General features: G+C 67.4%; 22 protein-coding genes. 11 read left to right on the forward strand and 11 right to left on the reverse strand.

All coding sequences use genetic code 11. The features are described 5' to 3' along the window. Nucleotides 1-130: 130 nt before the first annotated feature. Nucleotides 131-511, reverse strand: a complete 381-nt coding sequence (locus DQ353_RS12735; protein ID WP_113763125.1) for a hypothetical protein — start codon at nucleotides 509-511, stop codon at nucleotides 131-133. A 196-nt stretch (nucleotides 512-707) separates the two neighbouring features. Here DQ353_RS12735 and DQ353_RS12740 point away from each other — a divergent pair, with 196 nt between their 5' ends. After that, entirely contained in the window at nucleotides 708-2003 is a 1296-nt protein-coding gene (locus DQ353_RS12740) for a glycoside hydrolase family 3 N-terminal domain-containing protein (RefSeq protein ID WP_113763126.1), read from the forward strand. A gap of 6 nt (nucleotides 2004-2009) precedes the next feature. On the opposite strand, the gene DQ353_RS12745 is transcribed toward DQ353_RS12740, so the two are convergent. From DQ353_RS12745 to DQ353_RS12765, 5 genes are all read right to left on the reverse strand, one after another. Next, nucleotides 2010-2924 (reverse strand): serine hydrolase domain-containing protein, encoded by a 915-nt coding sequence (locus DQ353_RS12745; RefSeq protein ID WP_181578379.1) that lies wholly within the window; start codon nucleotides 2922-2924, stop codon nucleotides 2010-2012. A 132-nt stretch (nucleotides 2925-3056) separates the two neighbouring features. Further along, a complete protein-coding gene (locus tag DQ353_RS12750) occupies nucleotides 3057-6344 on the reverse strand; it encodes a S8 family peptidase (RefSeq protein ID WP_113763128.1) in 3288 nt (1095 codons plus the stop codon). 493 nt (nucleotides 6345-6837) lie between these two features. Beyond that, complete coding sequence (gene thiD, locus DQ353_RS12755; protein ID WP_113763129.1) at nucleotides 6838-7662, reverse strand: bifunctional hydroxymethylpyrimidine kinase/phosphomethylpyrimidine kinase; 825 nt, start codon at nucleotides 7660-7662, stop codon at nucleotides 6838-6840. 85 nt (nucleotides 7663-7747) lie between these two features. Beyond that, nucleotides 7748-8404, reverse strand: coding sequence for a hypothetical protein (locus DQ353_RS12760; RefSeq protein WP_113763130.1), 657 nt, complete (start codon nucleotides 8402-8404; stop codon nucleotides 7748-7750). Nucleotides 8405-8587: 183 nt separating this feature from the next. Beyond that, complete coding sequence (locus DQ353_RS12765) at nucleotides 8588-9235, reverse strand: TetR/AcrR family transcriptional regulator (RefSeq protein ID WP_181578380.1); 648 nt, start codon at nucleotides 9233-9235, stop codon at nucleotides 8588-8590. Between the two features lie 293 nt (nucleotides 9236-9528). Here DQ353_RS12765 and DQ353_RS12770 point away from each other — a divergent pair, with 293 nt between their 5' ends. From DQ353_RS12770 to DQ353_RS12785, 5 genes are all read left to right on the forward strand, one after another. Next, nucleotides 9529-10254 carry a queuosine precursor transporter gene (locus DQ353_RS12770; protein WP_113763132.1) on the forward strand — a complete coding sequence of 242 codons (726 nt, stop codon included), beginning with the start codon at nucleotides 9529-9531 and terminating at the stop codon, nucleotides 10252-10254. 161 nt (nucleotides 10255-10415) lie between these two features. Next, the gene (locus DQ353_RS22315; RefSeq protein ID WP_286166802.1) at nucleotides 10416-10775 is read left to right on the forward strand and encodes an ATP-binding cassette domain-containing protein; all 360 of its coding nucleotides are present in this window, start codon (nucleotides 10416-10418) and stop codon (nucleotides 10773-10775) included. Further along, nucleotides 10705-11088 (forward strand): ABC transporter ATP-binding protein, encoded by a 384-nt coding sequence (locus DQ353_RS22320; RefSeq protein WP_286166803.1) that lies wholly within the window; start codon nucleotides 10705-10707, stop codon nucleotides 11086-11088. Before DQ353_RS22315 ends, DQ353_RS22320 begins: the two co-directional genes overlap by 71 nt. 612 nt (nucleotides 11089-11700) lie before the next feature. Beyond that, nucleotides 11701-12699, forward strand: a complete 999-nt coding sequence (locus tag DQ353_RS12780) for a hypothetical protein (protein WP_113763133.1) — start codon at nucleotides 11701-11703, stop codon at nucleotides 12697-12699. Nucleotides 12700-12767: 68 nt separating this feature from the next. Further along, nucleotides 12768-13346, forward strand: a complete 579-nt coding sequence (locus DQ353_RS12785; RefSeq protein WP_113763134.1) for a DUF4126 domain-containing protein — start codon at nucleotides 12768-12770, stop codon at nucleotides 13344-13346. Between the two features lie 28 nt (nucleotides 13347-13374). Here DQ353_RS12785 and tgt read toward each other — a convergent pair whose 3' ends face one another. Further along, a complete protein-coding gene (gene tgt, locus DQ353_RS12790; protein WP_113763135.1) occupies nucleotides 13375-14676 on the reverse strand; it encodes a tRNA guanosine(34) transglycosylase Tgt in 1302 nt (433 codons plus the stop codon). A 179-nt stretch (nucleotides 14677-14855) separates the two neighbouring features. Between tgt and DQ353_RS12795 the strand changes: the two genes are divergently transcribed. Together DQ353_RS12795 and DQ353_RS12800 are read left to right on the forward strand one after the other, a co-directional pair. Next, nucleotides 14856-15926, forward strand: a complete 1071-nt coding sequence (locus tag DQ353_RS12795; RefSeq protein ID WP_113763136.1) for an FUSC family protein — start codon at nucleotides 14856-14858, stop codon at nucleotides 15924-15926. A 52-nt stretch (nucleotides 15927-15978) separates the two neighbouring features. Further along, nucleotides 15979-16599 (forward strand): maleylpyruvate isomerase family mycothiol-dependent enzyme, encoded by a 621-nt coding sequence (locus DQ353_RS12800; protein WP_113763137.1) that lies wholly within the window; start codon nucleotides 15979-15981, stop codon nucleotides 16597-16599. Nucleotides 16600-16615: 16 nt separating this feature from the next. Here the strand turns inward: DQ353_RS12800 and DQ353_RS12805 are convergent, their stop codons facing one another. Beyond that, nucleotides 16616-17155 (reverse strand): NUDIX hydrolase family protein, encoded by a 540-nt coding sequence (locus tag DQ353_RS12805; RefSeq protein ID WP_113763138.1) that lies wholly within the window; start codon nucleotides 17153-17155, stop codon nucleotides 16616-16618. Between the two features lie 163 nt (nucleotides 17156-17318). Here DQ353_RS12805 and DQ353_RS12810 point away from each other — a divergent pair, with 163 nt between their 5' ends. Continuing rightward, complete coding sequence (locus DQ353_RS12810; protein WP_113763207.1) at nucleotides 17319-18758, forward strand: MDR family MFS transporter; 1440 nt, start codon at nucleotides 17319-17321, stop codon at nucleotides 18756-18758. Between the two features lie 27 nt (nucleotides 18759-18785). Here DQ353_RS12810 and DQ353_RS12815 read toward each other — a convergent pair whose 3' ends face one another. Continuing rightward, nucleotides 18786-19406 carry a hypothetical protein gene (locus DQ353_RS12815; RefSeq protein WP_113763139.1) on the reverse strand — a complete coding sequence of 207 codons (621 nt, stop codon included), beginning with the start codon at nucleotides 19404-19406 and terminating at the stop codon, nucleotides 18786-18788. Between the two features lie 124 nt (nucleotides 19407-19530). Beyond that, complete coding sequence (locus DQ353_RS12820) at nucleotides 19531-20517, reverse strand: AsnC family transcriptional regulator (protein WP_113763140.1); 987 nt, start codon at nucleotides 20515-20517, stop codon at nucleotides 19531-19533. Between the two features lie 157 nt (nucleotides 20518-20674). Between DQ353_RS12820 and DQ353_RS12825 the strand changes: the two genes are divergently transcribed. Beyond that, nucleotides 20675-21910 (forward strand): M20 metallopeptidase family protein, encoded by a 1236-nt coding sequence (locus DQ353_RS12825; protein ID WP_113763141.1) that lies wholly within the window; start codon nucleotides 20675-20677, stop codon nucleotides 21908-21910. A gap of 41 nt (nucleotides 21911-21951) precedes the next feature. Further along, complete coding sequence (locus DQ353_RS12830) at nucleotides 21952-23325, forward strand: MFS transporter (protein WP_113763142.1); 1374 nt, start codon at nucleotides 21952-21954, stop codon at nucleotides 23323-23325. Nucleotides 23326-23708: 383 nt separating this feature from the next. Here DQ353_RS12830 and DQ353_RS12835 read toward each other — a convergent pair whose 3' ends face one another. Next, on the reverse strand, nucleotides 23709-24818 hold the full coding sequence (locus tag DQ353_RS12835; protein WP_113763143.1) for an oxidoreductase: 1110 nt from the start codon (nucleotides 24816-24818) through the stop codon (nucleotides 23709-23711). Nucleotides 24819-24883 lie beyond the last annotated feature (65 nt).

Here is a 24883-nt window from a genome sequence, read left to right on the forward strand (position 1 = left end):
GCGCCTCCACGGCGAAATCGGATACATCCCACCCGTGGAAGCAGAAACCAATTACTACTCAAACCTGCCCGCCATCAAAACGATGGAACGGGTCTAATAAACCCTCCACCAAACCCGGGGCTTGACAGGCCTAGTCCTCGCGGTCGCGCGACGGGGAACAGATTTCCTCCGGGCACCCCTGCCAGGTCTTGGAAAAGTACGCCACGATTTCCATGCCGCATTCAAAGCCGTACCGGGGTGCCGGCCCGCCGTTCACGGCGCTCGCCGAGCGCCGGATGGCCAGCAGGAAGAACTCGCAAACAGACACGTAGTTCCACAGGTCCATGGCGGTGTCGATGACCTCGTCGTGCGTCATCCAGTCCGGGTCTTCAACCAGGTCCTGGGCAAAACCGAGCACGATGTCCCGGTCCAGCAGATGGTGTCGCCCGCAGTCGCACCACTCGATGCCGCGCGAGGGCATGGTCCAGACCCCGGGAACCATTTCGGTGCCAAAAGGACCTTCCGATGCCATGGGAGCCTCCTTCAATAGTCCTGGGTCCAGCTTAGGCGCGCCCGCCGACAGATTCCGCGGGTCTTGTGACCACGCGGTCCAAGGCACCATGCAACGACGGGCAACAAATACACAGCTCGCGATTTTGGTTCCGTTGGCTTCCGGAGGGGCAAATCTCTGGCACGCTGGATAGGGTGGAGAAAAGAGGCTGTGGACCATGAACAAATCGCGAGCAAGGATTTTTGGGCATCGGGTGGTCCTTCCCCTGTTGGTTCTACCCGGCATGGTCCTGGCCGGCTGCGCTCCGACCCCGGCACCCGCCCCGACCCAAACCTCGGGCACCCCTGCACCATCGGTTTCCCCGGCACCGCCCTCGATCCCGTCGTCCGCAAGCCAGTCGCCGTCGATGACACCGAGCCATGAACCCAGCGCAACGACGACGCACAGCGCAAAGCCCGCCCCGACCGCGCAGCAAGGCCCGGCCGAAAAGACGCTGGCCGCCATGAACCTGAAGGAACGAATCGGGCAGGTCTTGATGGTGGGTGTCCCGGCAACGGGCAGCAGCGCTGCCGACAGGTCCACCATTGCCACCCACGAGCTGGGGAACTTCTTCCTGAAGGGCCGCAGCAGCGCCGGGACGGCTGGCACATCCAGCGCGGTCCAGCGGGTCGAGTCAACCATCTCGAAGGCGTTGTCGGTGGACGTCGACGCGTTCGTGGCCACTGACCAGGAGGGCGGCTACGTCCAGGTCCTGAAGGGCAGCGGCTTCTCCACCCTGCCCACGGCGCTGGTCCAGGGCGGCTGGGCCACCGCGACGCTGCGCGAGCGTGCCGAAGGTTGGGGCAGGCAACTGGCCACCGCCGGGATCAACGTCAACCTCGCCCCGGTGGCCGACACCGTTCCCTCGGCGTCCTTCGCTCCCTCGAATGCGCCCATCGGCTACTGGAAGCGCGAATACGGGTACGACCCGGCAATGGTTTCGGCGGCAACGCGGGCCTTCTCCTCCGGGATGCTGGCCGCGGGCGTGGACCCGGTCATCAAGCACTTCCCGGGTCTCGGACGTGTCACCAAGAACACCGACATCTCCCGAAACGTCACCGACACCAAGACCACCCGGCATGATGCCTACCTCAAGCCCTTCAACGACGGCATTGCCGCGGGCACCGACTGGGTCATGGTTTCCAACGCCTACTACTCCAGGATCGATGCGAAAAACATCGCCCCGTTCTCCTCAACCATCATGCGTTCGATGCTCCGCGAGGACCTGGGGTTCAACGGCATCATCGTCTCGGACGACATGTGTGACGCCGAGCAGCTGGCGCCCTGGGGCCTGGGCGCCCGGGCGCTGCGCTTCTTCGAGGCCGGCGGGACCATGATGCTCTGCGTGGACGCGCCGAAGACGCCGGCGATCGCCAATGCCCTGTACGCCAAGGCCAGCAATGACCCCGCCTTCGCCCGTCTCATCGATGCCGCGGCGCTGCACGTGCTGAAGGTCAAGGAAGAACGGCGCTGAGCGGAGTCAGCCCTTGGGCCCCAGCAGCGACACCAGGGCCTCTTCGGGGCTGAATCCGCTGGTCTCGGGGGCAATCGCCGCGGCCGCGATCCCGGTGGCCCCGGAGGTGAAGACCGCGGCGCGGTACCCGGGCCCGGCACCGCCGTGCCCCCACAGCTGCAGGTCCGTATCGATCATGACCCCGGCCCCGTAGCGCGGCGCACGCCAGGGAGCGGTCGCAGCCACGGGCACCGAATCCATGAACGCGGCGCGCATGGCCGGGGACAGGGACGAGGGAAAGAGCGGATTGCGCTCCGTCACCAGGTCGCCAAATCGCAGCAGGTCGGCCGGCGTGGAGAATGCGGCCCCGGCGGGCCCCGCCCACAGCGTCGAGTAGCCCGAATCCGTCAGTGCGGTTTCCGGATCCGGATAGCGTGTCGAGGCCATGTCGGCCGGTTCGAAGACTTCCCGATGCAAATACTGGCCCAGCGACATCCCGGCGACCTCCTCGAGCAGCGCACCCAGGTACCAGTAGCCGGTGTTGCTGTAGGCGAAGGGCCCGGGCACGGAGAATGCGCCGGCGGCGGCAATGTCCTCCAACGACCACGGGTCCGCCGGCCGTTGGCGGACGGCGGCCAGGTAGCCGGGGCTTGAGGCGTAGTTTCCCATCCCCGCGGTGTGCGTGAGTACCTGGGAAATCGTGCGGCCGGCCGGGGCGCCGGGCAGACGCGAGGCCAGCGGATCGGCGAGGGTGAAGCGGCCCGCATCGACGGCGCGCAGGACGCCGGCGGCTATGAACATCTTGGTCACGCTGAAGACCGGCAGGGGCTCGGATGAACCGAAAACCTGCACGGCGCCCTCGCTTCCGGGCCCGCGACAGGCAGCCGCGGCACCCGGGGGCAGCATCCGGCCCAGCGAAGCGGGGATCGTCTTTCCATCCATGGTTTCGAGCCTAAGCCCGCCGGCTGCCCGCATGCGGAAACGGCGCGGCCCGCCGGATGTGCAGTGGAATCCACTGAACCGCCATCCGGCGGGCCGCGCCGTCGGTGCCCGTTGCGGCACCAATCCACAGTGCTACTTGCGCACCTCCACATCCACCACCTGGGCGCGGTTGCCCGAGGCGTTGTGCATATGCAGGAACAGGGCCTTGGCGTGGGTGCTGTTCGAGGCGATGGTCGCGGTCAGCTTGGCCTTGTCCAGGTCGGCAAACGCGGTTCCGCCGCCAACGAAGGACAATTCCGGGGCGATCGCATCGAAGTCGATCCAATCGGTCTCATCCACCGGGGCCAGGGCCCCGGTGTCGTCGGCGTTGTAGACGGAGTACGTGCTCACGCGGTAGGCGATCGGTGCACTGGAGCCGCCCAGGCCCAGTGCAGCGAGCGACACGGGGAGGGATGCCACGTTCGTGTCGAAGGTGTTGGTGTCGACATCGCCGCCCAGCCCGTTGAGGAACTGCAGGTCAACTTGCGAACCGTTGCGCAGGTCGTAGGTCGCTGCCAGATCGGCATCGAGCTCGTCGAAGTAGCTGTTGAAGGTAACGAAGTCCGCCACCCCGTCGCCGTTGGTGTCGATTTCGACGTCGATCTCCGTGGCACCGGCCAGGTGGGCCCAGTTGCCCCAGGTGCTCACGCCGAAGTTCAGCAGACCGTCGGCCACGCCCGTGGTGCGGGCGGTGGATGCGGCACCGACGTGCTGCAGGTCCATGGAACGTGCGCCTGGAATCGCGTCGGTGCCGGCGGGCAGCTTGCCCGAGGATGCCCCGAGCTCGAACGCGGAGAGCAACGACACCACCTGGGTGTCGCCGGAACCGGCCCGGACGTCCTTGCCGGCCAGGTCGACGGTGCCGGAGGTGGCGCCGGCGGCGAGCTTGATCTTCTTGGCGCCCATGTCGGCAACCAGCTTCGGTGCCGCCTGGACCGGGACGCGCAGCGTCGGTGCGGTGGAACTGCTCAGTTCCACGCGGCCCGAGACATCGGCGACCCAGGCGCGCGGCAGGCCAAGCTGCGTGCGGTCCATGGTCGGATCGATGGTCTTGGCGTACTTGCGGGCATCCACGTCAAGGGTGACCTTGATCTGGGTGCTTGCCCCGGCCGCGAGCGTCACGGTGCTCTTGTCCAGGGAATAGCCCGCACCCGGGATCTTGGTGGATGGCAGGTACTTCACCTTGTAGGTCTGGGTCTTGTCGGACTTGTTGACCACGGTGATGGACTTGGCGGCCTTGTACTTGGTCTTGTCGACCTCGATGACGCCGAAGGTCACGGAAACCAGCTCCGGGTCCGCGGTGGCGAAGGCGTAGGCGGGGGAATTGATGGCCGCATCGGCAATGACGCGCCCGGAACCCACGCGGTTTGGCCCGTAGGCCTCGCCGTTGGCGGCCAGGATGTCCACCGTGGCGGTGTTCATCACCAGGGACTTGACCTGCAATGCGGTGTAGTTGCCGCTGCCTGCCACCAGTGCGGCAATGCCCGCGGTGTGCGGGGTTGCCATGGAGGTGCCGGACATGACGGCCGGCCCGTTGCCCGTGCCCACGCCCACCGAGCCGATGAGCGTGCCCGGTGCGGCCACGTCTGGCTTGACGATGCCCTCCGAGCCATGCACGCCGCGCGAGGACGAGGAATTCAGGGTGTTGCCGATTCCCGACTCGGCCGAGGCGGTGCCGACCAGCTTCGGATCCAGGGTGACGTTCAGCGTGCCGTCCTGGGCGGCGGGACGCAGCGTATCGGAGAAGGCCTTGGTGAACTGGGCGCCGGGGATCGTGGCGTTGCCGGCGATGCCGGCCTCGAAGACCGCTACCTCGGAGTCCAGGATGACACCGGTTGCGCCGGCCTTCTCGGCGTTGTTGAAGCGGGTCGCCGAACCGCAGGGGAATTCGAGGTTCTCGCTCCACTGCAGCCAGACCCACTTGCCGGCCAGCGAGCCGGCCTCAAACGGGGAGCAGCCGAAGGCGTTGGCAGCCGGTGCCATGACGACATCCCCGGTCAGCGTGGCCGGGTCGGCGGTGGTGTAGTTGAAGTTGGCCGAGTACTGGCCTGCCGCGGTTCCCGCGACGTCCGCCGGTGCGTTGACCTTGATGCCGTCGAGGGTGACCTTGGTGCCCACGGAGTTGGCCACGGTCAGCGAGGAGCGGGCATTGCCCGGCGAGCCGCCCACGTCGGTGACGTCCCCGGCGTTGCCGGAGGCCACGACCGAGAGGATTCCCAGGCCCGTGAGGGTGTTGACGATGTCGTTCTCAGGGTCTTCGACCGGTGAGTGGTCCGAGCCCAGGGACATGTTCACGATCTGGGCGCGGTCGGAGAAGTCGCCGTCGTTGTTCGGGTCCAGGACGTAGTCCAGTGCCTGGCCGACCACCGAGGAGGAACCTTCGCAGCCAAAGACGCGGATGCCGACCAGCGATGCCTCCGGGGCGGAGCCCGGGCCGATGAGCATGGAGCCCACCTCGTCTGCGGTGAGCTTGGTGTAGTCGCCGGTGAAGGTGGTGCCGTCGGCCTGCACTCCGTATCCGGCAGCGGTGCCCGAGACGTGGGAACCGTGTCCGGCCGAGGCGCAGTCAAGCGGGTTTGAGTCCGGCTTGGGAACCGGCTGGTAGCTCGGCGCGCTCGGGTCGGCGTTGTAGTCGTCGCCCACCAGGTCCCAGCCGCCGATGAACTTCTCGGGGTCGTACAGCCCGGAGGTCGTTGACGGCAGGTCCTTGGATGCCTGGGCGGTTGCATACGCCTCGCGGGTGCCAGGGCCGCCGAAGCCGGCGTGCGTGTAGTCGATGCCGGTGTCCAGCACGGCGATGGTGATGCCCTTGCCGGTTTCCTGCAGGGTGTTCCACGCCTCGAGGGCGCGCGTGTCGATGTCCGAGCCCTTGTTCTCCGGGGTCTTGGGGACTATCGCGGTGATCTTCTTGACGTCTGGACGCGAGGCCAGTGCGCGCAAGGCGTCGGCGTCTCCGCGCAGGGCCACGCCCGGCAGCGAGTTGGTGGTCGTGTAGATGACCTCGGCCTTGGCTGCCTTGGCGGCCGACTTGCCCTTGGCCTTGATGCCGTCGCGGATCTTCTTGACCTTGTCGGTGTTCTTGACCGACTTGCCGTGTGGCGTCTTGGCGCTCTCCGGTTGGGTGGCTTCGAAGGCTCCTTCGCCTTCGAACTGGACGAAGACGGAGACATCGCCCTTGGCCGCCGCCAGCGGGCCGGAGACCTTCAGGTTTTTCAGCGTCTTGGGGGCAGCCCCGCCGAGGGACGGTGAGTCGGCACCCGGTGCCGGGTCGATCGTCGGCGGTGCCGCAAGGGAAGGGACGGACATGGTGACGGCCAGGGCGAGCCCCGAGGCCGACGCCAAGATCGTCCGCGCAAGTCTGTGACGACGCGGGTTGGACATGGTTCTCCTTGAATCCGGTGGGAGTGACTGGGAGTGATGAGGACGGATTCCCGCGAGCGGATAGTGGGCTCCGTCCCACGCCACATACTATGTGAGACGCTGCACATATCAAGGGGTTGTTTGAGGTTTATTGAAAAATGTCTCGGAGCGTGGCTGGACGCGGGGAGGGGAATCCGGACCCGCCGAACCCTTTCGTCCTGATACAAGGGGGCGCTGGAGGGAAGAAAAGGACCCGGGCCCGGCAAAGTGTCGGAGGCCCTCGATAGTCTTTGGGCAGTCGGTGGTCCTCTTGGGGAGGAGCCACCGACCGCACCGCCGGGGCGGGACGGACGGGGAAGCGACGGTTGGCATCGGGCAAGGACGCCGCTGCCGCGAACCTGTTTGTCCGTGCGCCGGTGAAGCGGCGGCGTTTCTGGGGGGAGACGCAAAAACGCTGGTCCCATGCATGCATGGGACCAGCGTTTTCTTGGACGGCGTTCGGGTTGCCGAAGCCCTAGCGTGTTCCGCCTTGCCACAGGGCATCGAACGGGGCGGCGGAGGCCACACGGTTCTTGATGCCCTCGGTGACAAAGACCTTGGCATTGCGTGCAGCCTGCAGCGGGCTCTCGCCCTTGGCCAGCTCGGCGGTGATGGCGGCGGCCAGCGAGCAACCGGCACCCGACACGGCAACTTCCCCGACCTTCGGCGCCGAGAGGATCTCAAGGGTTTCGCCATCGTAGAACACGTCCACGGCCTCGGTGCCGGCCAGGCGGACCCCGCCCTTGGCCAGCACGGCCGCGCCGGAGAGTGCGTGGATCTTCCTTGCGGCCTCGGTCAGGTCCTCGACGTTGTTGATGCTCATCCCGGACAGCGACTCGGCCTCGAAGTGGTTGGGGGTGACGAAGGTGGCCAGCGGCAGCAGGTTCGCCTTCAGCGCCTCGTCGGTGTCCAGGGCGTGGCCCGGTTCCTGGCCCTTGCAGATCAATACGGGGTCCAGGACGACATTGTCCCATTCCTGGTTCTTCAGCGCGGCGGCAACGGTATTGATGGTGGCCGGGGAGCCCATCATGCCGAGCTTGACGGTCTTCAGGTCCGCTGCGTAGCAGGTCTGGGCCGCCTCGAGCTGGTCGGCGATGACCTGCGGCGCAACCGGGACGAAGCGGTGGTTCCAGTTGTCCTTCGGGTCGAAGGAAACGATGCAGGTCAGGGCAACGATGCCGTAGGTGCCCAGTTCCTGGAAGGTCTTCAGGTCGGCCTGGGCGCCGGCTCCGCCGGTTGCTTCGGAACCGGCGATGGTCAAGGTGATGGCGGGACGGGTCCCGGTGGTGGCAGAAGTCATGCATCCATTTTAGGGTGGTTTTCATGCGCGCCGATTCCACCCGGGAGTGGCCCGGCGGTTCCGGTCGGGAACACGTGATCGGGAGTCAGGCCCGGGTGAAAGTGGTCAGCTGGGTGGCGTTGGACCAGCCGGCCGCGCGTTCGGCGCGTATTCCGGTGGCGGTGTCGGCGCTGGTGACCATGAACAGCACCGGCAGGCCCTGGCGTGCCGCAGCGGCGGCCAGATTGGCCAGAATCGCGGCGCGGAACTGTTCGATGTTCGAGGTTGCGGTGATGCTCGGGTCTCCGAGCAGTGCGAAGTCCTCGCCAAAACGGATCCGGCCGCGGCCCGCGGTAGCGTCGAAATCGGCGATTTCAACCACGTCGTAGTCGGCCATCGGGGCTTCGAACAGCGTGGCCGTTTCCGGCAGCGAGACCACCTGCTCAACGTCGTTGGCCAGCGCGGCCAGCAGCACGCGCCGGTCGCTGAGGCTCCAGCCCCGGGCAACCAGTTCACGGCCGGCGGACTCGTCCGGTGGGCCCAGGAACGTCAGCCTGGTTTGGCCTTGGTGGGATGAAATCTCGGTGTCGCCCAGCAGGGAGGCAAGGCCGCCGGTGCCGGGCCAGGCGCAGGTGATTTCGTAGCTGCTGCCGTCTTCGGCAACGCTGTGCAGCCGGCCGGGCTCGTCGCGGGTCACGGTGCGGTCGCGCAGCAGGGCAAAGGCATGGACCCAACGCGGAAGGCTTGAGCGTTCGAATGGCATCTGGCGGCTCCTGTTTCAAGGACGGGCAACGAAAAACCTGTTGGGGGCGCAAACGCTTGGCTGATCACCGATGATCGTTGTGCGTTGGCGTCCCTTGGGTGGTTCATTACCGACTCTACGCCTGCGCCGCCCGATTCCAAGTTGGGCGACAGCGCGATGCGCAGGATCCGTGGCCCGCCCGGCCTAGGATGCGGTGCGAACCAGCGAGAGCACGTCGTCGAGGATGCTGCGGACCACCGGCATGCGGGAGAGCACGACGAGGCGGGCCGTCACGGGGGCGACATTCTTGATGAGCCGGCGGCTGCGAGCGGCCCCTGGGGAGGAATCGTAGGCCCAAAAAAGGAAGATGCCGCGTTGGATCAGCCACAGCAGTTCCGGCAGGTCGTTGCGGATGGCCAGCGGGGGCAGCGGCCTGCTGGCGGCCACGACCTGGCGCCAGAGCCCGAATTCGAGGGCGCGGTGGACGTCGCGGGGCCCGGTGTGGGCACCGGCAAATGCGGTGCGGATAAACGCAGGTCCGAATTCGTGGAACGGCGCCATGATTTCGAGCGCCTGGTCCAAGGCAATGCGCAGGTTGGTCTCAAGGTTGTTTCCCGGCACCAACAGCGGCCAAGCGGCGGCCCGGTGCCGTTGGAGAAGGTTGCGGAAAAGTTCGTGGACGATGGCGTCCTTGGACTCGAAGTAGTAGTAGGCATTGCCCAGGGAAAGCCCGGTTTCCGTGGCAATCGCGCGCATCGTTGTCCCCGAGAAGCCCTTCGTGGCGAAGAGTTCCAGGGCCGTGTCCAGCAGCAATTGGCGCGTCTGGGTGCTTTTGGCGGTCGGCGTCGTCACGGCACTCCCTTCCATGCATGGCCGGGCCTCCATCATAGACCTTTTTGAACATGTTCAAAATTGAATACTCCCCGTCAGGAAGCGGCGGAACGGCCATTGCCGCGGTGCGAAACAGGCCGAGCGAGTGGCAAACCGCAAAATGGTTGGGAATGCGGCATGGGATACTTGAACCTCAAGTGCTAATACAGCGAGCGGTCCCACCCGCCTCGACCACCCCGTCCCCGCTTGGGACGGGTCCGGAATCGAAGGCCCGGGATCGGCTTGGCGAACCACTTCTTCGATTGGGAACCACCATGGGCGAAAAAACCGCCTCCACTTCAACACGTTCACAGGCTCCGCGCGCCATTTTCGCGTCCGCAGGAAGCCCCTACTTCTCCACCGTGCTCGCCCTGATGGCCGTCGTGGTCATCCTCTCCAACATCGGTGCCGCCAAGGGCGTCACCTTCGGCTCCATCGTCACCGACGGTGGATTCTTCCTCTTCCCGTTGGCCTACATCATCGGTGACGTCATTTCCGAGGTCTACGGTTTCAAGGTCGCCCGCCGGGCCATCATCACCACCTTCGCGCTGGCGGCCTTCTCCACGGCGTGCTTCTGGATCATGATCCACCTGCCCGCGGCCGAATGGTATGACGGGCAGGAAGCCCTCGAACGCACCCTGGGGCCGGTCTGGCTCATAGTCCTGGCCTCGCTGCTCGGCTTCCTGGTCGGGCAGACCCTGAACTCCTGGGTGCTGGTGAAGATGAAGGAACGCTTCGGCGAACGCGGCCTGGTGGGCCGCCTGATGGGCTCGACCGGGGTGGGCGAATTCGCCGACACGCTGATCTTCTGTTCCATTGCCGCCACGGTCATCGGCATCACCGACATGCCCACGTTCATCAACTACGTGCTGGTCGGTTTCGTCTACAAGACGGCCGTGGAATTCCTCTTCGTGCCGGTGACCACGCTGGTCATCCGCTGGTTCAAGCGTCGCGAACCCAGCTACGCCCTCGAGCCGCAGGCTGCGGGCACCGCCTTGTAGCGGCAGCCGCGAAACATCCCGTCGGCGGTGGCCGGCTTCGTGGGCACTTGACGAAGCCGGCCACCGCTTTCCTGTTCCCAATCTCCGTTCATCAGTTGCGGGAGCGATGTCATCCGCAATGCTGAGGCCAGGCCGCGGCGCACATTGGCAACGTCAAAACCATGGACACCATGAACCGCGAACTGCTCAGGGCCACGGGACTTGTCGCCGGCTACGGCGGCCAGGACGTGTGCGGGCCGCTGGACCTGTTGCTTGAACCGGGCCAATCGCTGGGGATCGTTGGCTTCAATGCCGCCGGAAAGTCCACGCTTCTGCGCACGCTTGTCGGCTACCAGGAACCCGTGGCGGGGGAATCGGTGATCCTGGGATCCTTCACCGACGACTCGAGCTTCATCTACCGCAAGGCCGTGTCCGTCGTCTTCGACGAGGACGCCTTTTCCCTCGCTGGGTGTGGCGGAACACCTCCAGCTCATCGCCGGCGGGCACGGGATGCCCGAGCCGCAGGCCGCCGTCGAGCATGAGCTGGCCTTCTTCGAGCTGGATGCGGCCCGCACCGAATATCCGCACCGGCTCTCCTCCGGGCAGCGCCGCCGCCTGCTGCGTCCCTGCGCCCTGCTGGTCCTCGACGAACCCGAACAGCGCCTCGACCCGGTCATGCGGGTAGCCCTGGCCGCACGCCTGCGCTCACTGGCCACCGCGGGAACCGCACTGTTGGTGGCCACCCACGATCCGGTCTTCCTCGCGACCGTCGCGGATTTCGTGCTGCTGGTCGCCGACGGCCGGGTCATCCCGGCCAGCGTCGCGCAAGGGGCTGCGGCCATTGCCCGCGGTTGATCCACGCATGCCGTTTGACAACGGGCCCGTTGATTTTGATCCGTGGGCGCGAAACCGCGTCGTCGAGAAACGGGCGAAGCGCGAGGACTTCTGCGAACGCATGGGCGATGCCTACATCGGACGGCTGGCCGCCGGCATTGTCTTTGGCTATGCCGCGGGGCTTGCCCTGGCCTTCTTCGAGAACCTCCGGGGTGGCCCCGGCTCGGGCGTCGTGCGGGCCAATGTCGGCGTGGTTCCCGGCCAGTCGGCGGCCTCCGCCCTGGTGATGCTCGGAATGCTCGGGGCCCTGTTGCTGATTTCCAAGCTCGGGCCGACGGCGGTGGACCGGGCCCAGGGATTCTGGTGGCTCAGCCTGCCGGTGGCAAGATCCAGGCTTCCTGGCCCGCCTGCTGCGCCAACGCCTGGTGGGCACCTTTTTGTGCGGGGCGTTCCTGTGGCTGCCCATCGGCTACGGAACCGTGCTCGGCGGGTTGTCCCGGGGATCGTTCGCCGGGGTGCCGGCAGGTGCCGCGACCCTGGGATTGTTGTTCGTGGGGCTTTCGCTGCTGGCGGCCTGGTCCCAGGCCCGTCAGGCGGCAGGACGCTTCCGCACCGCCCTGAACGCCGCGGCCATTGGGGGTGCTGCCGTCGTCGCTGCCGTTCCTGGCCCAGGCCGGGGCCTGGTGGGTTCCGGCGGTTCTGGTGGTGCCCTGCGCCGGAGGATTTGCCGCTCTGGCGGGGCAGCTGCAAGGTATTCCCAGCAGGGAATTGATTTCCAGCGGGGCAGCGAGCGAACACGCCGGAGCGGCGCCGGCGCTGCTTGACGACAAGGCGCTGGGCAGCGCGCTGGATGCCGCTGGCTCCCGGGAAAGCAAGCGCGCCCGGGCCAAGCGGGAGCGGATCCGGGCCCGCGGACCGGATTCCTTCGCGCGCATGCTTCCGGCCCGATGGGTCCGCCGCCCCTATGTGGCGCTGGTGCGTGCCGAGTTGCCGGTGCTGCTGCGCACCGGCAAGTCCTGGCGGGGGATGCTGGCCGGCTGGTGCATCCCGGCGGCCGGGGTCTTCGCCGGGCCCGACGGGCAACCGCTGGTCCTGGCCGTCTTGGTGCTCGTCGGCTCGCTGCTGGCTGCGCGGGCGGCATCCCAGGCCGCCGCGCAGGCAGCGGACGTGCCGTCGCTGGATGCGATCATCCCGTTGGGCCGTGTGGGCGTGCGGCAAACCCACGCGTTGGTGGCGGCGTTGCTGCTGGTTCCGTGGGGCGTGTGCCTTGCCGGATTCCCGGGGTGGGCCGTTGGCCGCGATGCGGGGGAAATCCCGGTGCTGCTCGGCCTGGGTGCCATGGCCGGTGCGGGACTTGCCGCCGGCGCGGTGCGCATGGCGTTCCGGCCGGCGATCGACTGGGGATCGGTGATGCTCATGGCCGCCATGGGCCGGGCCACCGGCCCGATGGTCCTGCACTTCACCTACGGGTACGAGGTAATGGCCGTGTCGGTCATCGCGCTGGTTGCGGGCCTGCTGCTGGCACCGATCCCGCCGGTGCTGCTGGTCCTTGCCGCGGTGGTGGCCGCCGTGGCCTGGGGCGTGGGCACCTCGACCTCGACCCGGTCCAACGTCCACCGTGCGCAGCAGTAGCAGGTGTTCCGCGTGCGGAACCGTCACCAATGCGGTGATTGCGCCACCGCGGCACTTACGCTGAAGCCATGGAACTACTCACGGCCGCGGGGCTGAGTTCGGACGCTGGCCTGAACGCCTACATCCCCCTGCTGGTGCTGGGCCTGCTGAACCGCTTCTCCTCGTGGGTGGCGCTGCCCGAGGGCTGGGGCTGGCTCTCCAACGGCTGGGCACTGGGCATCCTTGCGGTGCTGCTGCTCATCGAGGTGGTGGCCGACAAGGTGCCGGTGCTCGATTCGGTCAACGATGCCCTGCAGACCGTGGTGCGCCCGGCCTCTGGTGGGCTCGTCTTTGCCTCCGGGGTGGGCTCCGAAACCCTTGCCGTGGCCGATCCCGGGAACACCTTTGGCACCGCGGAGTGGGTGCCGCTGCTCATCGGCGCGGGGATCGCCCTGGTCTTCCACCTGTTGAAGTCCGGTGCCAGGCCGCTGCTGAACCTGGGCACCGCCGGGGTCGCCGCCCCGGTGGTGAGCACCGCCGAGGACGGGACGGCGCTGGGCCTGAGCCTGCTGGCCATAGCCCTTCCGGTGCTGGTGCTCCTGGCCGCGGCTGCCCTGGCGGTGCTGCTGATCGTCGGCATGCGCAGGCTGTGGCCCCGGCGATCGTGAACCGCAACCTGGAACCTGCCGCCGCAGGTCAGACGGCGACGGCTGCCAGTCCCTGCGGATCAGGGGCCCCGGCGTAATAGCTGGACATGACCTTTTCCTTGAGCTCGAAGAACGTGCCGTCCTCGATGGCCAGGCGGGCGTCGTCGACCATCTTCACCACGAAGCGTTCGTTGTGGATCGAGATCAGCGTGTGGCTGACCAGTTCCTTGGACTTGAACAGGTGGTGGATGTAGGCCCGCGTGTAGTGCCCGCAGGTGTAGCAGTCGCAATCCTCGGACAGCGGGGTGAAGTCCCTCTTGTACCGGGTACCCGACAGGTTGAAGCGCCCGTGCGGGGTGTAGAACGCGGAGTTGCGGGCCACCCGGGTGGGGGAAACGCAGTCGAAGGTGTCTGCCCCGTTCTCGATGGCGGTGAAGATGTCGTCGGGTTCGGAGATGCCCAGCAGGTGGCGCGGCTTGTTCTCCGGCAGCTCCTGCGCGCACCAGCCCACGATGGTGCCGAGGTTTTCCTTCTCCAGCGCCCCGCCGATGCCGAAGCCGTCAAAGGCCATGGCCCCGAGGTCCTGGCAGGCCTTGCGGCGCAGGTCCTCGTACTGGGCGCCCTGGATGACGCCGAAGAGCGCCTGGTATTCCTTGCCGACGCGATCGTCGGTGAGGCTGAAGTGCTCGGCCACGCAGCGTTCGGCCCAGAGCCGGGTGCGCTCCAGGGATTCGACCTGGTAGCCGCGGGAGTTCTGCAGCGTGGTCAGCTCGTCGAACGCGAACATGATGTCGGCACCGATCTCGTGCTGGACCCTCATGGAGATCTCGGGGGAGAAGCGGTGCTTGGTGCCGTCGATGTGGCTCTTGAACCAGACGCCGTCGTCATCCACGTTGGCCAGGCGCTCCTTGCCCGGTGCCACCGCGTCGTCCGGACCGGACTGGTCCACTGACTTCATGTCGATGACCTTCTTGAATCCCGAGCCCAGGCTCATGACCTGGAATCCGCCCGAATCGGTGAAGGTGGGCCCGGACCAGTTCATGAACCGGCCCAGCCCGCCGGCGGCGTCCAGGATGTCGGAGCCCGGTTGCAGGTACAGGTGGTAGGCGTTGGCCAGCACCGCCTGGGCCCCGAGCTGTTCCACGGATTCGGGCAGGATGGCCTTGACGGTGGCCTTGGTGCCCACGGCAATGAACGCCGGGGTCTTGATCTGCCCGTGCGGGGTGCTGATCACGCCGGTGCGTCCATTGGACACCGAACCGTCGGGGTTGCTCAGGCGGGTGCCGACGTCAAATGAAAAGTCGGACTGGCGGGGATGGGACGCTGTGGGGTCAAAAGATTCGTGGGGCACCTATCCAGTGTGCCGCATGCACCCGTGGCCCCGGCAAAATGCCCGCGTGGGATGGCTCATAGGACCGGGTTCCGAGGGGAATGCAGGCGTAGCGTAAATGCGGGGGGACGTGCCGCGCCGCGGGCCCGCCGCATAGCCGCAAGGAAACACCGACCCATGCCCCAGGAGCCACGGAACACATGGACAAGAAGTTTGGGAGCCTGCTGACCCTGGGCCCGTCGACCAACGACCATTGGGTGGCGCTGCGCACGGCCGTGGGCATCTTTGTCCCGCTCTTCACCCTGCTGGCCATCGACCGCCTGGACCTGATGGTTTTCGTGATCTTCGGTGCCTTCACCGGGGTCTACGGCCGGGTGCCGGGATATGCGAACCGTTTGGCGGCCCAGGCCAAGGCAGGGGGCCTGTTCCTGGTCGTGATCCTGGCCGCGGCACTTGCCTCGCACTACCTCGTCAACCACGACGACCTGGCGGCGAGCGCGTGGATGGTCGTGGGACTCACCACCGTGGTTTCGGGGATCTGCTCGGTCGCCACCGGGTACCTGCAATTGCGTCCCGGCGGTTCGCTCTTCCACATCTTCGCTTTTGCGGCCATTGCCTCGATGCCGCACCAGCCGCCGCCGGCCGAGTCGATGGCGGCTGCCCTGGCCGCGGTGCTGCTGGCGATCGTGCTCGGCTTTTCCGGGATGCTCCTTGCCAAGGGCGCCCAGTGGGGCCCCTACCTCAAGCCGGCCCCGCTTTCGCGGCCGGTGCGCCTGGCCATCTGGATCGAGGCGCTCATGTATGTGCTCGCCGCCGGACTGGCCGGTTCCCTCGCGAACCTCTTGGCCCCGGCGCTGTCCACCGGACACAGCTACTGGGCCATGGTGGCCGCGGTGGTCCCACTGGTGGGGCACACCACCCGGCACCGCGTGCGCCGCGGTGTCCACCGTATCCTCGGGACCCTGACCGGGCTGGTGTTGATGGCCGCTGTCATCGCCTTCGCGCCGCCGATCTGGGTGTTGCTGGCGATGATCGGGCTGCTGCAGTTCGCGGCCGAGATGTTCATTGCCCGGAACTACTTCCTGGCCCAGATCTTCGTCACCCCGCTGGCCCTGGTGGGTGTCTCCATCGGAACGGGGCTGAGCGCCACGCTGCTCTACGACCGGATGCTCGAGACCATCATCGGGGCCCTGGTCGGGATGCTCGTGGTGCTCCTCGGTGCGCTCTACGGCTCCCGGCTGCGGCGCAGGCTGGTGCCGGAGAAGACCTGAGGGCTTCCTGCCCGGTCCTCGCTGCCAACCGGCGGCATGGCAGGATTGCCCCATGAACGACATGGGCCTGGCCCAGGCGGAAAGAATCGACCTCGCTGATTTCCTGGAGGGCCTTACCCCCGGGCAATGGGAAGCGCCGAGCTTGTGCGCCCAGTGGCGGGTGCGCGACGTGGTGGCACACGTGGTTTCCTACGACGACCTCGGTGCCAAGGACCTGCTGCGGCGCTTCGCCAAGGGACGCGTGGTGCATGCCAACCAGGTCGGAGTCGACGCCATGAAGGACGCCACAGCCGCCCAGCTGCTGGACAACCTCCGCGCCCATGCCCGTCCGAGCGGTTTGGCCGCCGGCCTGGGCGGGAAGATCGGACTGGCCGACGGCATGATCCACCACCAGGACATCAGGCGCCCGCTGGGGATGCCGCGGCAGATCCCCGTGGACCGGCTGCTGCGGGTGCTCGCCATGACCCCGGGCAACCCGCGGCTCGCGCCCTGGCGATGGATCCGCGGCTTGCGCCTCGTGGCGACCGACATGGATTTCGCCCATGGCAAGGGCCCCGAGGCGGCGGGCACCGGCGAGGCACTGCTCATGGCGATGGCCGGTCGCCGAGGGATCGCCGCGGAGCTGCGCGGGCCGGGCCAGCCGATCCTGGCCGGCCGGCTCGAGCGCCGTTAGAGACGCTCGAGCCGCTTTAGCCGATGTACCCGACGTGGGCGAGGGCCTGGCGGACCAGGTTCTCCCGGCCCCCGGCGAACTCTTCCTGGATGTTCGGGCTCAGTGCCTCCTCGGGCGTCAGCCAGGTCAGCTCCAGGGCGTCCTGGCGCGGTGAGCATTCCCCGCGCACCGGCACGATGTAGGCCAGCGCCACGGCGTGCTGCCGTTCGTCGGTCAACCCGGTCTCCGAGGGTGAGGGGAAGTACTCGGCCACGGTGAAAGGGGCCGGGCTGGGCGGCAGCTGCGGCATCGCCATCGGACCCAGGTCCTTCTCGATGTGGCGGGTCAGTGCCGCGCGGATGGTCTCGCGGTACATCACCCGGCCCGAGACGAAGGTGCGCAGCATCCTGCCCTCGGGATCGGCGGTCAGCAGCAGGCCGATTTCCGTGACATAGCCGAGCGGATCCAGGCGCACCGGGATGGCTTCGATGTACAGCATGGGCAGCCGGGCGCGGGCCTCGTAGAGGTCTTCATCGGACAACCAGCCAGGATAGGGATCCGGAGTGCGAACGTTCATGCTCCCATCTTGGCCCATTGACGGGCCTGCGGGCCACGTCGACGGCCGTGTTGTGTAATCCCGGACATGTTTTCGCTTTCCGGGAATCATCTGGTGTCCCCTGACGCTAGAATGAAATGTTCTGCAGAATACCAACCCGACACCCATGGAAGAGGCCACACCCGTGACCGAGACCAGCACCAAACTCAACCCCAAGGATTTGGCCACCATCACGGTGCTGATCGTTTCCGCGTTCGTCGTGATCCTGAACGAAACCATCATGAACGTGGCACTGCCGGTGCTGATGCACGAGTTCAAGGTCAGCGAGGAAGCCATCCAGTGGCTTTCGACGATCTTCATGCTCACCATGGCCGTGGTCATCCCGGCCACCGGCTTCCTGCTCCAGCGTTTCAGCACCCGCGGGGTGTTCATGCTGGCCATGGGCCTGTTCTCCCTGGGCACGCTCCTTGCCGCCGCGGCACCGGGTTTCTCCCTGCTGCTCGCCGCCCGCGTGATCCAGGCCTCCGGCACCGCGATCATGATGCCGTTGCTGATGACCACGGTCCTTGACCTGGTGCCGCCGGCACGACGCGGGGTCATCATGGGCAACGTGTCGATCGTGATTTCCGTGGCCCCGGCCATCGGCCCGACCATCTCCGGGCTGATCCTGCACTCGCTGTCGTGGCGCTTCATGTTCCTGATCGTCGCCCCCATCGCGCTGGCCGCCCTGTTCATCGGCGCACCGCGTTTGAACAAGGTCGCCGAGGCGTCCAGGATGCCGCTGTCGATCCCCTCGGTGATCCTCTCGATTCCCGGCTTCGGCGGGCTCGTCTTCGGGCTCAGCAGGCTCTCGGCCAACGGGCTGGATGCCGAGACGCTGGTCGTCCTCGTGGTTGCGGTGATGGCATTGGTGGTCTTCACAATGCTGCAGCTGCGCCTGCAAAAGAAGGACCACGCGCTGCTTGACCTGCGCACCTTCACCTACAGGCCATTCACGCTTTCGCTGTCGCTGATGGTGCTCGCGATGGTGGCGCTGTTCGGGGTCATCATCCTGTTGCCGATGTACCTGCAGAACGTGCGTGGGCTCGACACCCTGGCCACCGGGTTGATGCTGCTGCCCGGCGGGCTGCTCATGGGCCTGCTGGCACCGTTCGTGGGCCGGATCTTCGACAAGGTGGGCCCGCGCCCGCTGATGATCCCCGGTGCCGTGATCCTGACAGTGGTGCTCTTCGGCTATTCGCGCCTGCTGGGCGCCGAGACCGCCATCGGCGTGATCATCGGATTGCACCTGACCATGTCGCTGGCGCTGGCGCTGATCTTCACCCCGGCCTTCACCACCGCACTGAACCCGCTGCCGCATTCGCTGCACTCCCACGGCTCGGCCGTGCTCTCCACCCTGCAGCAGCTCGGCGGCGCAGCAGGCACCGCCCTGTTGGTTGGTGTCTTGGCCTCGCGCATCGGTGCCGGAGCGGCGGCCGGGATCGATCCGATCCAGGCCCAGATCAACGGATTCTCCGCCGGATTCACGGTGGCCGCGATCTGCGCCGCGGGCATGGTCGTCATTGCCTTCTTCCTGTCCAAGGCCGAAGAGCCTGCCGAGGCCCAGGTGCACGCGCACCAGTAAATCGCGGCTTCGGGCTTCTGGCCGCGGTTACGCCCTGCAGGGTGCTGCTGCGACCAGGAGCCCTGCGGCAACCGCAGGAACCGGCAGCCGCGCCCACCCTCCGGGGCGGCGAACCCATGCTTCGGGTGGGGAAGTCCCCGCGTCCCGCGACGCCGGTGGGGTCGTCATGGCGCGGATGAAACCAAGGGCCAGCAGCAGCGCCGTGGCGATGGCGGCCCCGTAGAGCGCATCGCCAACGGCTTGGCCACCCCGCCCCCCTCGAGCGCGCCCGAGGCGAAGGCCCGGTAGGCTCCCCTCGGTGCCTCGAAAATGATGCTGTTGGCCAGCCAGCCCACGGCAAGGAACGCCAGCGACACGATGCCCGAGAAAGGCCCCCAGGTAAAAACCGGCGGTGCGCCTGCCCGCGATTCCCTCCGGCTCCGCCAGCCTCAGCCACAACGCATAAGCCGTGGCCGGAAGCGCGGTGAATGCCAGCATGCCGGCGGCAAGGCGCAGGAACCCGGCGGTGGACAACCCGCTGCCCTCGGAAGCCTCGGGGCCCACGATCGCCGACACCAGGCCCATGTCCGGGGCTTGGAACAGCCCGTACCAGGCAATGGCGAATGCACCGGCGAGCACCACCGCGACAAAGCGATTCCGGGCAAACAACCAGAACGGATTATTCAGGGACGGTGGTTGGTTACCTTGCCGGTAGCGCTGCCGGGACCTGCCCAGCATAATGTGCGCAGGCCATCCCCGGCGAGGTCCGACGCCGGGGGAAACCGGCCGGGGATCAGATCACGACCACCCCGGTTGGCCTGCCGTCCGGATCCAGCATCCAGCCCATGCGCTTGAAGGAATGCACGCCCACGCTTGCCTCCAGGATATCGACTCCCGGGACCCGTGCCGCCAGCCGGGCCTCGAGGTCGGCAATGTCCGCAGGGGTGCGCAGCTGCATCATGAACGTCATGTTCGCCGCCCCCGTGGTTGAGGCGCAAAGGCGCAGCGTCCGGTGCTCCATCAAGAAGGCTGCAACGAGGTCCGCCGAGCCGGCCGGAACCTTTGCGAACCACTGCACCGTCAGCGGGTAGCCCGTGTAGTGGCCAGCCAATTCGCAGCGCAGGGTCACCATCCCGGTCTCCAGCGCGGTCTTCAGGGCCCGGCCCGTGGTGGACGGGTGCTGTCCCGTGGCCTGGGCAATCTCCGCGGCGGTGGCACGCCCATCGCGCATCAGCACCCGCAGCATGGGCCAGAACGAGTCGGGAATCAGGGTTGGCTGCGCCACCGGCGGGTGGGCCAGCCGCTGGATGCGGGCCTGTTGTACGGGGGAGAGCACATCCAGGCGCCACGCGTTCCCCGTGGCATAGAGCTTGGTGCACAGCGAGACCTTGGTGCGCTGTACGCCGCGGGCGGCCTTGATGCTCGGCAACACCTCGCGTGCCATGGTCAACCAGTCAGCGGCCAGGCACGTCAGCCGGAAGTCGGCACTGCTGGTCGCATCGTCAACCGTCAACACTTCGGAGATCGCGCACAAATCCACGCGCGCCTCCTCGATGAGCGCCGGGTCGGCCACCACCTCGATGAATGCGGTGCAATGCTGGTCCGGATAGCCACCCAAATGCCCCAGGATCCAGACCATGCGATCCTCGCGCAACCGGGTCCAACGGGCGGAGAGCGTCGCGGGGTGCCTTCCGAGGATTGCCCCCAGTTCGGACCAGCTGGCGCGCGGCGCGATTTGCAGTGCGTGGACCAGTTGCAGGTCCTCGACCGGCAGTTCCATGGAACCCCTTTGCATCCGTGCACATATTCGCGGTTTAAAGGCCGCCTTGCGCAATTATCTGTGAATCTTCCTCCATTATCCTGCCCGTGCCCCACGATCGATAGTGACACGGCTCACCAATTGGTGGGCGGGCAGACCCAGGAAGAGACCACACGGCATGAGCACCGCCACCACAGCAATCCTGCAGGACGCACGCGAACTCGAACCAGAGATCATGAACCTGCGCCATGCGCTGCACCGCGAGCCCGAAACGGGGCTGCAACTGCCGCGCACCCAGGAACGTGTGTTGCAGTGGCTCGAACCCCTGGGGTACGAGATTTCGCTGGGCACCGACCTCACCTCGGTGACCGCGGTGCTGCGCGGCGGGGCATCGAGCACCGCCGTCGGCGAGCGCCCGGCGGTGCTGCTGCGCGGGGACATGGACGGGCTGCCGCTGACCGAGAAGTCGGGTGTCGAGTTCGCCTCACGGACCGGGGACACCATGCACGCCTGCGGCCACGACCTGCACACCGCGATGCTCGCCGGTGCCGCCACGCTGCTGGCAGAGCGCCGCGAGTCCCTGCCCGGCGATGTGGTGCTGATGTTCCAGCCCGGCGAGGAAGGCTGGGACGGGGCGAGCCACATGGTGCGCGAGGGCGTGCTGGAGGCCAGCGGCAGGAAGGTCGACGCGGCCTTCGGCCTGCACGTGATGAGCACGATGGGGCACAGCGGGGTCTTCACCGCGAAGCCCGGAGCCATGATGAGTGCGTCGGACGGGCTCTTCGTGACGGTGCGCGGCACCGGCGGGCACGGCTCGGCACCCTTTGCCGCCAAGGACCCGGTCACCGCGGCCGCGGAAATGGTCACGGCACTGCAGGTCATGGTCACCCGCCAGTTCGACATCTTTGATCCGGTGGTCATCTCCGTGGGCGTGCTGCGGGCCGGGACGGTGCGCAACATCATCCCCGAAACCGCCTACTTCGAGGCGACCATCCGCTCCTTCAGCAATGCCGCGCACGAGAAGTTGCAGGCGACGGTCCCCACGTTGCTGCAGGGGATCGCCCTGGCCCATGGGCTGGAAGTCGAGGTCCAGTACCGCACCGAGTACCCCACCACGATCAACACCGAGGCCGAGACCCATTTTGCCGCCGATGCGGTGCGCGAGCTCTTCGGCGAGGATTCCTTCACCACCATGGCCAGCCCGCTGGCCGGGTCCGAGGATTTCTCCCGGGTGCTCAACGAGGTTCCCGGTGCCTTTGTTTTCCTGTCCGCGCTGACCCCCGGCGTGGATGTGGGCGCGGCCGAGTACAACCACTCCCCGTATGCACGTTTCGATGATTCGGTGTTGGGCCGCGGCACCGCGCTCTACACGCAGCTGGCCACCGCCAAGCTCGCTTCGCTGGCAACACGCTAATCCCCGTTCCCCTCCCATCACAGAATCCAGGAACCATCCCCATGAGCATCAAGGAACAGCTGGCCCCGGCCGGCAGCCCCCAGGCCACCGTCCAGCCCCGGAACCCAGCGGCACCGTCCCCGCACGGGACCCCGGGCCAGTCCACCTTCAAGACCCTGCTGGGCATCGGCGCGGGCAACGCCGTGGAGTGGTTCGACTGGGCCATCTACGCCACGTTCGCCTCGTTCATCTCCGGCCAGCTCTTCTCCAAGGCCGACCCGACATCCGCGTTCCTGGCGACCATGGCGATCTTCGCCGTCGGCTTCGTCGCCCGCCCCTTCGGCGGGGCCTTCTTCGGCCTGATCGGTGACAAGGTCGGGCGCAAGGCCGCCATGACCATGGCCGTGGGCCTGGCCTCGGTCGGTTCGCTGATCATCGCGATCACCCCGACCTACTCCAGCATCGGCGCCGGCGCCTCGCTGATCCTGCTGGTCGCCCGGCTGCTGCAGGGCCTGGCCCACGGCGGCGAGATGCCCAGCGCGCAGACCTACCTCGCCGAGGTGGCACCTGCCCCGAAGCGCGGGTTCTACTCCACGCTGATGTACTTCTCCGGCACCGCCGGAATCGTTGCCGGCACGCTGCTCGGCGCGATCCTGACCGTGACCCTGAGCAAGGAGCAGATGGGCGCCTTCGGCTGGCGCATCCCCTTCGCCGTCGGTGCGCTGATGGGCATGTACACCCTGGTCATGCGTTCGCGCCTGAAGGAGACCAGGCAGTTCGAGGAGCAGAAGTCGGCCAAGGCCGCGCACGGCACGCAGGGCCCCTCGGTCATTTCCCAGATCCTGGCCAACTGGCGCCAGGCGCTGCAGGTCATCGGCCTGACCGTCGGGCTGACCGTGGTCTACTACATTTGGAGTGTTTCGACTCCCGCCTACGCCATCTCCGCGCTGAAGATGGATCCGGCCACGGCGCTGTGGACCGGCGTCGCCGCCAACCTGGTGTTCATGGCCGTGCTGCCGTTCTGGGGCAGGCTTTCGGACCGCATCGGCCGGCGGCCGGTCCTGCTGATCTCGGCACTGGGTGCCGCGGCGCTGCAGTTCCCGATGTCCTCCCTGGTCCGCGGCGAGGCCTGGCAGCTGTTCATCGCCATGTCGGTGATGCTCATCTTCATCGCTGCGTCCGCCTCGATCGTCCCGGCCGTCTACGCCGAGCTGTTCCCCACCGCCATCCGCACCATCGGCGTGGCCATCCCGTACGCCATCTGCGTGGCGGCCTTCGGTGGCACCGCGGCGTTCCTGCAGGCCGGCTTCAATGCCTGGTTCGGCCTGGCCACCGGCGCCACGGTGTTCTCGGCCTACGCGATCGTGTTGCTGCTGATCACGGCGGTCACCACCTACAAGCTCCCCGAGTCCAAGGGCAAGGACCTGCGCGGGTAGGGGCAGGACCAACAACCCTTCCCCCGGGGTGAAAGGTGCGGGCCATCGAGGAATTCCTCGATGGCCCGCACCTTTTGCGTGGTCGGGTCGTCGGAACGGGGCAATGCGCCGGGAGGGGATGCCTGGCCGTCCGCGGGCTTGCGCACGATCCGGAAGCCCGGGAGCTCCCGGAGCCCGGGGTGGGCACGCTTGTTCCGGCGGCCCCTCAGGGGAATGAAGGCGGCAAAAATGCCATGACCAGGAGTCCGCCCATCAGGGCAATGGCAATTCCGGTTGCGGTGTCCATGGTGTTCTCCCTCTGCGCGTCCCGATCGGTGGTGTTGCCCGAAGCCCGCCCCCGAACCCATGCATCCGCGGTACCCGGGGAGGCGGCGGCCAGGCACCTACCAGTGGGCGCGCCAGTATTGCGGGGCGAAGGGCACCGCGTCGCGGGCCGCGCCCAGTGCTGCGGCGGCAACCGCCGGCCAGTTCGGGTTCTTCAGTGCCGCACGGCCGATCGAGACCCCGTCGGCGGAACCCGCCACCAACACCTGCTCGGCCTGCGAGGGGTCGTTGATCATGCCCACGGCGGTCACGAAGGCCCCGGGGACCGCCTGCTTCACGGCCGCGGCCAGCGGCACCTGGAAGCCCGGGCCGGAGGGCCCGTGGTACTTGCCGATCCCGGCGCTGGAGAGGTCGAAGGCGCCGACCCCAAGCTCGAAGGCCTCGGCGGCAAAACGCACGGTGTCGGCGATCCGCCACCCGCCCTCGACCCAGTCGTCCCCGGAGAAGCGTATTGCCAGCGGCTTGTGTGCCGGCCAGGCGGCACGCACCGCGATGATGACCTCGCGGGCGTACCGGGTGCGGTTTTCGTAGCTTCCGCCGTACTCGTCGGTGCGGGTGTTGGTCAGCGGGGAAAGGAACTCATGGACCAGGTACCCGTGGGCGGCGTGGATCTGGGCGACATCGAATCCGGCCGCGTCTGCGCGGGTTGCGGCCTCGGCCCAGTCCCGGACCGAGGCCGCGATCTGCCCGGTGGACATCGCGGTGGCCGGGGCCAGCCCGAAGGCGTCGGTGGCCGAGGGACCGACGGTTTCCCAGCCACGGCCGGGGACCGGCAGGTTCCCCGTCTCCCCGGCGGCAATGGGGCCCGGCAGCCAGGGGTGGGTGGAGGCCTTGGCGCCGGCGTGCGCCAGCTGGATGCCGGCGGCCGAGCCCTGGGCATGGATGAAGTCGACGATCGGTGCCCAGGCACGGGCCTGGTCGTCGTTCCAGATGCCGGTGTCCGCGTCGCTGATCCGCCCTGCGGCGGTCACTGCGGTGGCCTCGGTGAACACCAGCCCGAATCCACCGGCCGCCCGGGCGCCGAGGTGTGCCAGGTGCCAGGCGTGCGGCATACCGTCGTGCCTGGTGACGGAGTACTGGCACATGGGGGCCAGCACCGTGCGGTTGCGCAGGTCCAGGCCGGGGCCGGTCGGAGCGGCCAGGGTGACCGGCGTAAAGAGTTTGCTCATGTGTGGTGCCAACCGGTGCACGGCCCGGGCTATTCCCGCGGCACCCCGAAACCCGTTCCCCACCT

The sequence above is a fragment of the Arthrobacter sp. AQ5-05 genome (genome assembly GCF_003287975.1).
GTDB lineage: Bacteria > Actinomycetota > Actinomycetes > Actinomycetales > Micrococcaceae > Paeniglutamicibacter.

Excerpts from the sequence above, each read along its gene's own strand:
- DQ353_RS12735 (WP_113763125.1), bottom strand. The coding sequence starts at position 511 with ATGGCATCGGAAGGTCCTTTTGGCACCGAAATGGTTCCCGGGGTCTGG.
- DQ353_RS12740 (WP_113763126.1), top strand. The coding sequence starts at position 708 with ATGAACAAATCGCGAGCAAGGATTTTTGGGCATCGGGTGGTCCTTCCC.
- DQ353_RS12745 (WP_181578379.1), bottom strand. The coding sequence starts at position 2,924 with ATGGATGGAAAGACGATCCCCGCTTCGCTGGGCCGGATGCTGCCCCCG.
- DQ353_RS12750 (WP_113763128.1), bottom strand. The coding sequence starts at position 6,344 with ATGTCCAACCCGCGTCGTCACAGACTTGCGCGGACGATCTTGGCGTCG.
- thiD (WP_113763129.1), bottom strand. The coding sequence starts at position 7,662 with ATGACTTCTGCCACCACCGGGACCCGTCCCGCCATCACCTTGACCATC.
- DQ353_RS12760 (WP_113763130.1), bottom strand. The coding sequence starts at position 8,404 with ATGCCATTCGAACGCTCAAGCCTTCCGCGTTGGGTCCATGCCTTTGCC.
- DQ353_RS12770 (WP_113763132.1), top strand. The coding sequence starts at position 9,529 with ATGGGCGAAAAAACCGCCTCCACTTCAACACGTTCACAGGCTCCGCGC.
- DQ353_RS22315 (WP_286166802.1), top strand. The coding sequence starts at position 10,416 with ATGGACACCATGAACCGCGAACTGCTCAGGGCCACGGGACTTGTCGCC.
- DQ353_RS12785 (WP_113763134.1), top strand. The coding sequence starts at position 12,768 with ATGGAACTACTCACGGCCGCGGGGCTGAGTTCGGACGCTGGCCTGAAC.
- DQ353_RS12795 (WP_113763136.1), top strand. The coding sequence starts at position 14,856 with ATGGACAAGAAGTTTGGGAGCCTGCTGACCCTGGGCCCGTCGACCAAC.
- DQ353_RS12800 (WP_113763137.1), top strand. The coding sequence starts at position 15,979 with ATGAACGACATGGGCCTGGCCCAGGCGGAAAGAATCGACCTCGCTGAT.
- DQ353_RS12805 (WP_113763138.1), bottom strand. The coding sequence starts at position 17,155 with ATGAACGTTCGCACTCCGGATCCCTATCCTGGCTGGTTGTCCGATGAA.
- DQ353_RS12820 (WP_113763140.1), bottom strand. The coding sequence starts at position 20,517 with ATGGAACTGCCGGTCGAGGACCTGCAACTGGTCCACGCACTGCAAATC.
- DQ353_RS12825 (WP_113763141.1), top strand. The coding sequence starts at position 20,675 with ATGAGCACCGCCACCACAGCAATCCTGCAGGACGCACGCGAACTCGAA.
- DQ353_RS12830 (WP_113763142.1), top strand. The coding sequence starts at position 21,952 with ATGAGCATCAAGGAACAGCTGGCCCCGGCCGGCAGCCCCCAGGCCACC.
- DQ353_RS12835 (WP_113763143.1), bottom strand. The coding sequence starts at position 24,818 with ATGAGCAAACTCTTTACGCCGGTCACCCTGGCCGCTCCGACCGGCCCC.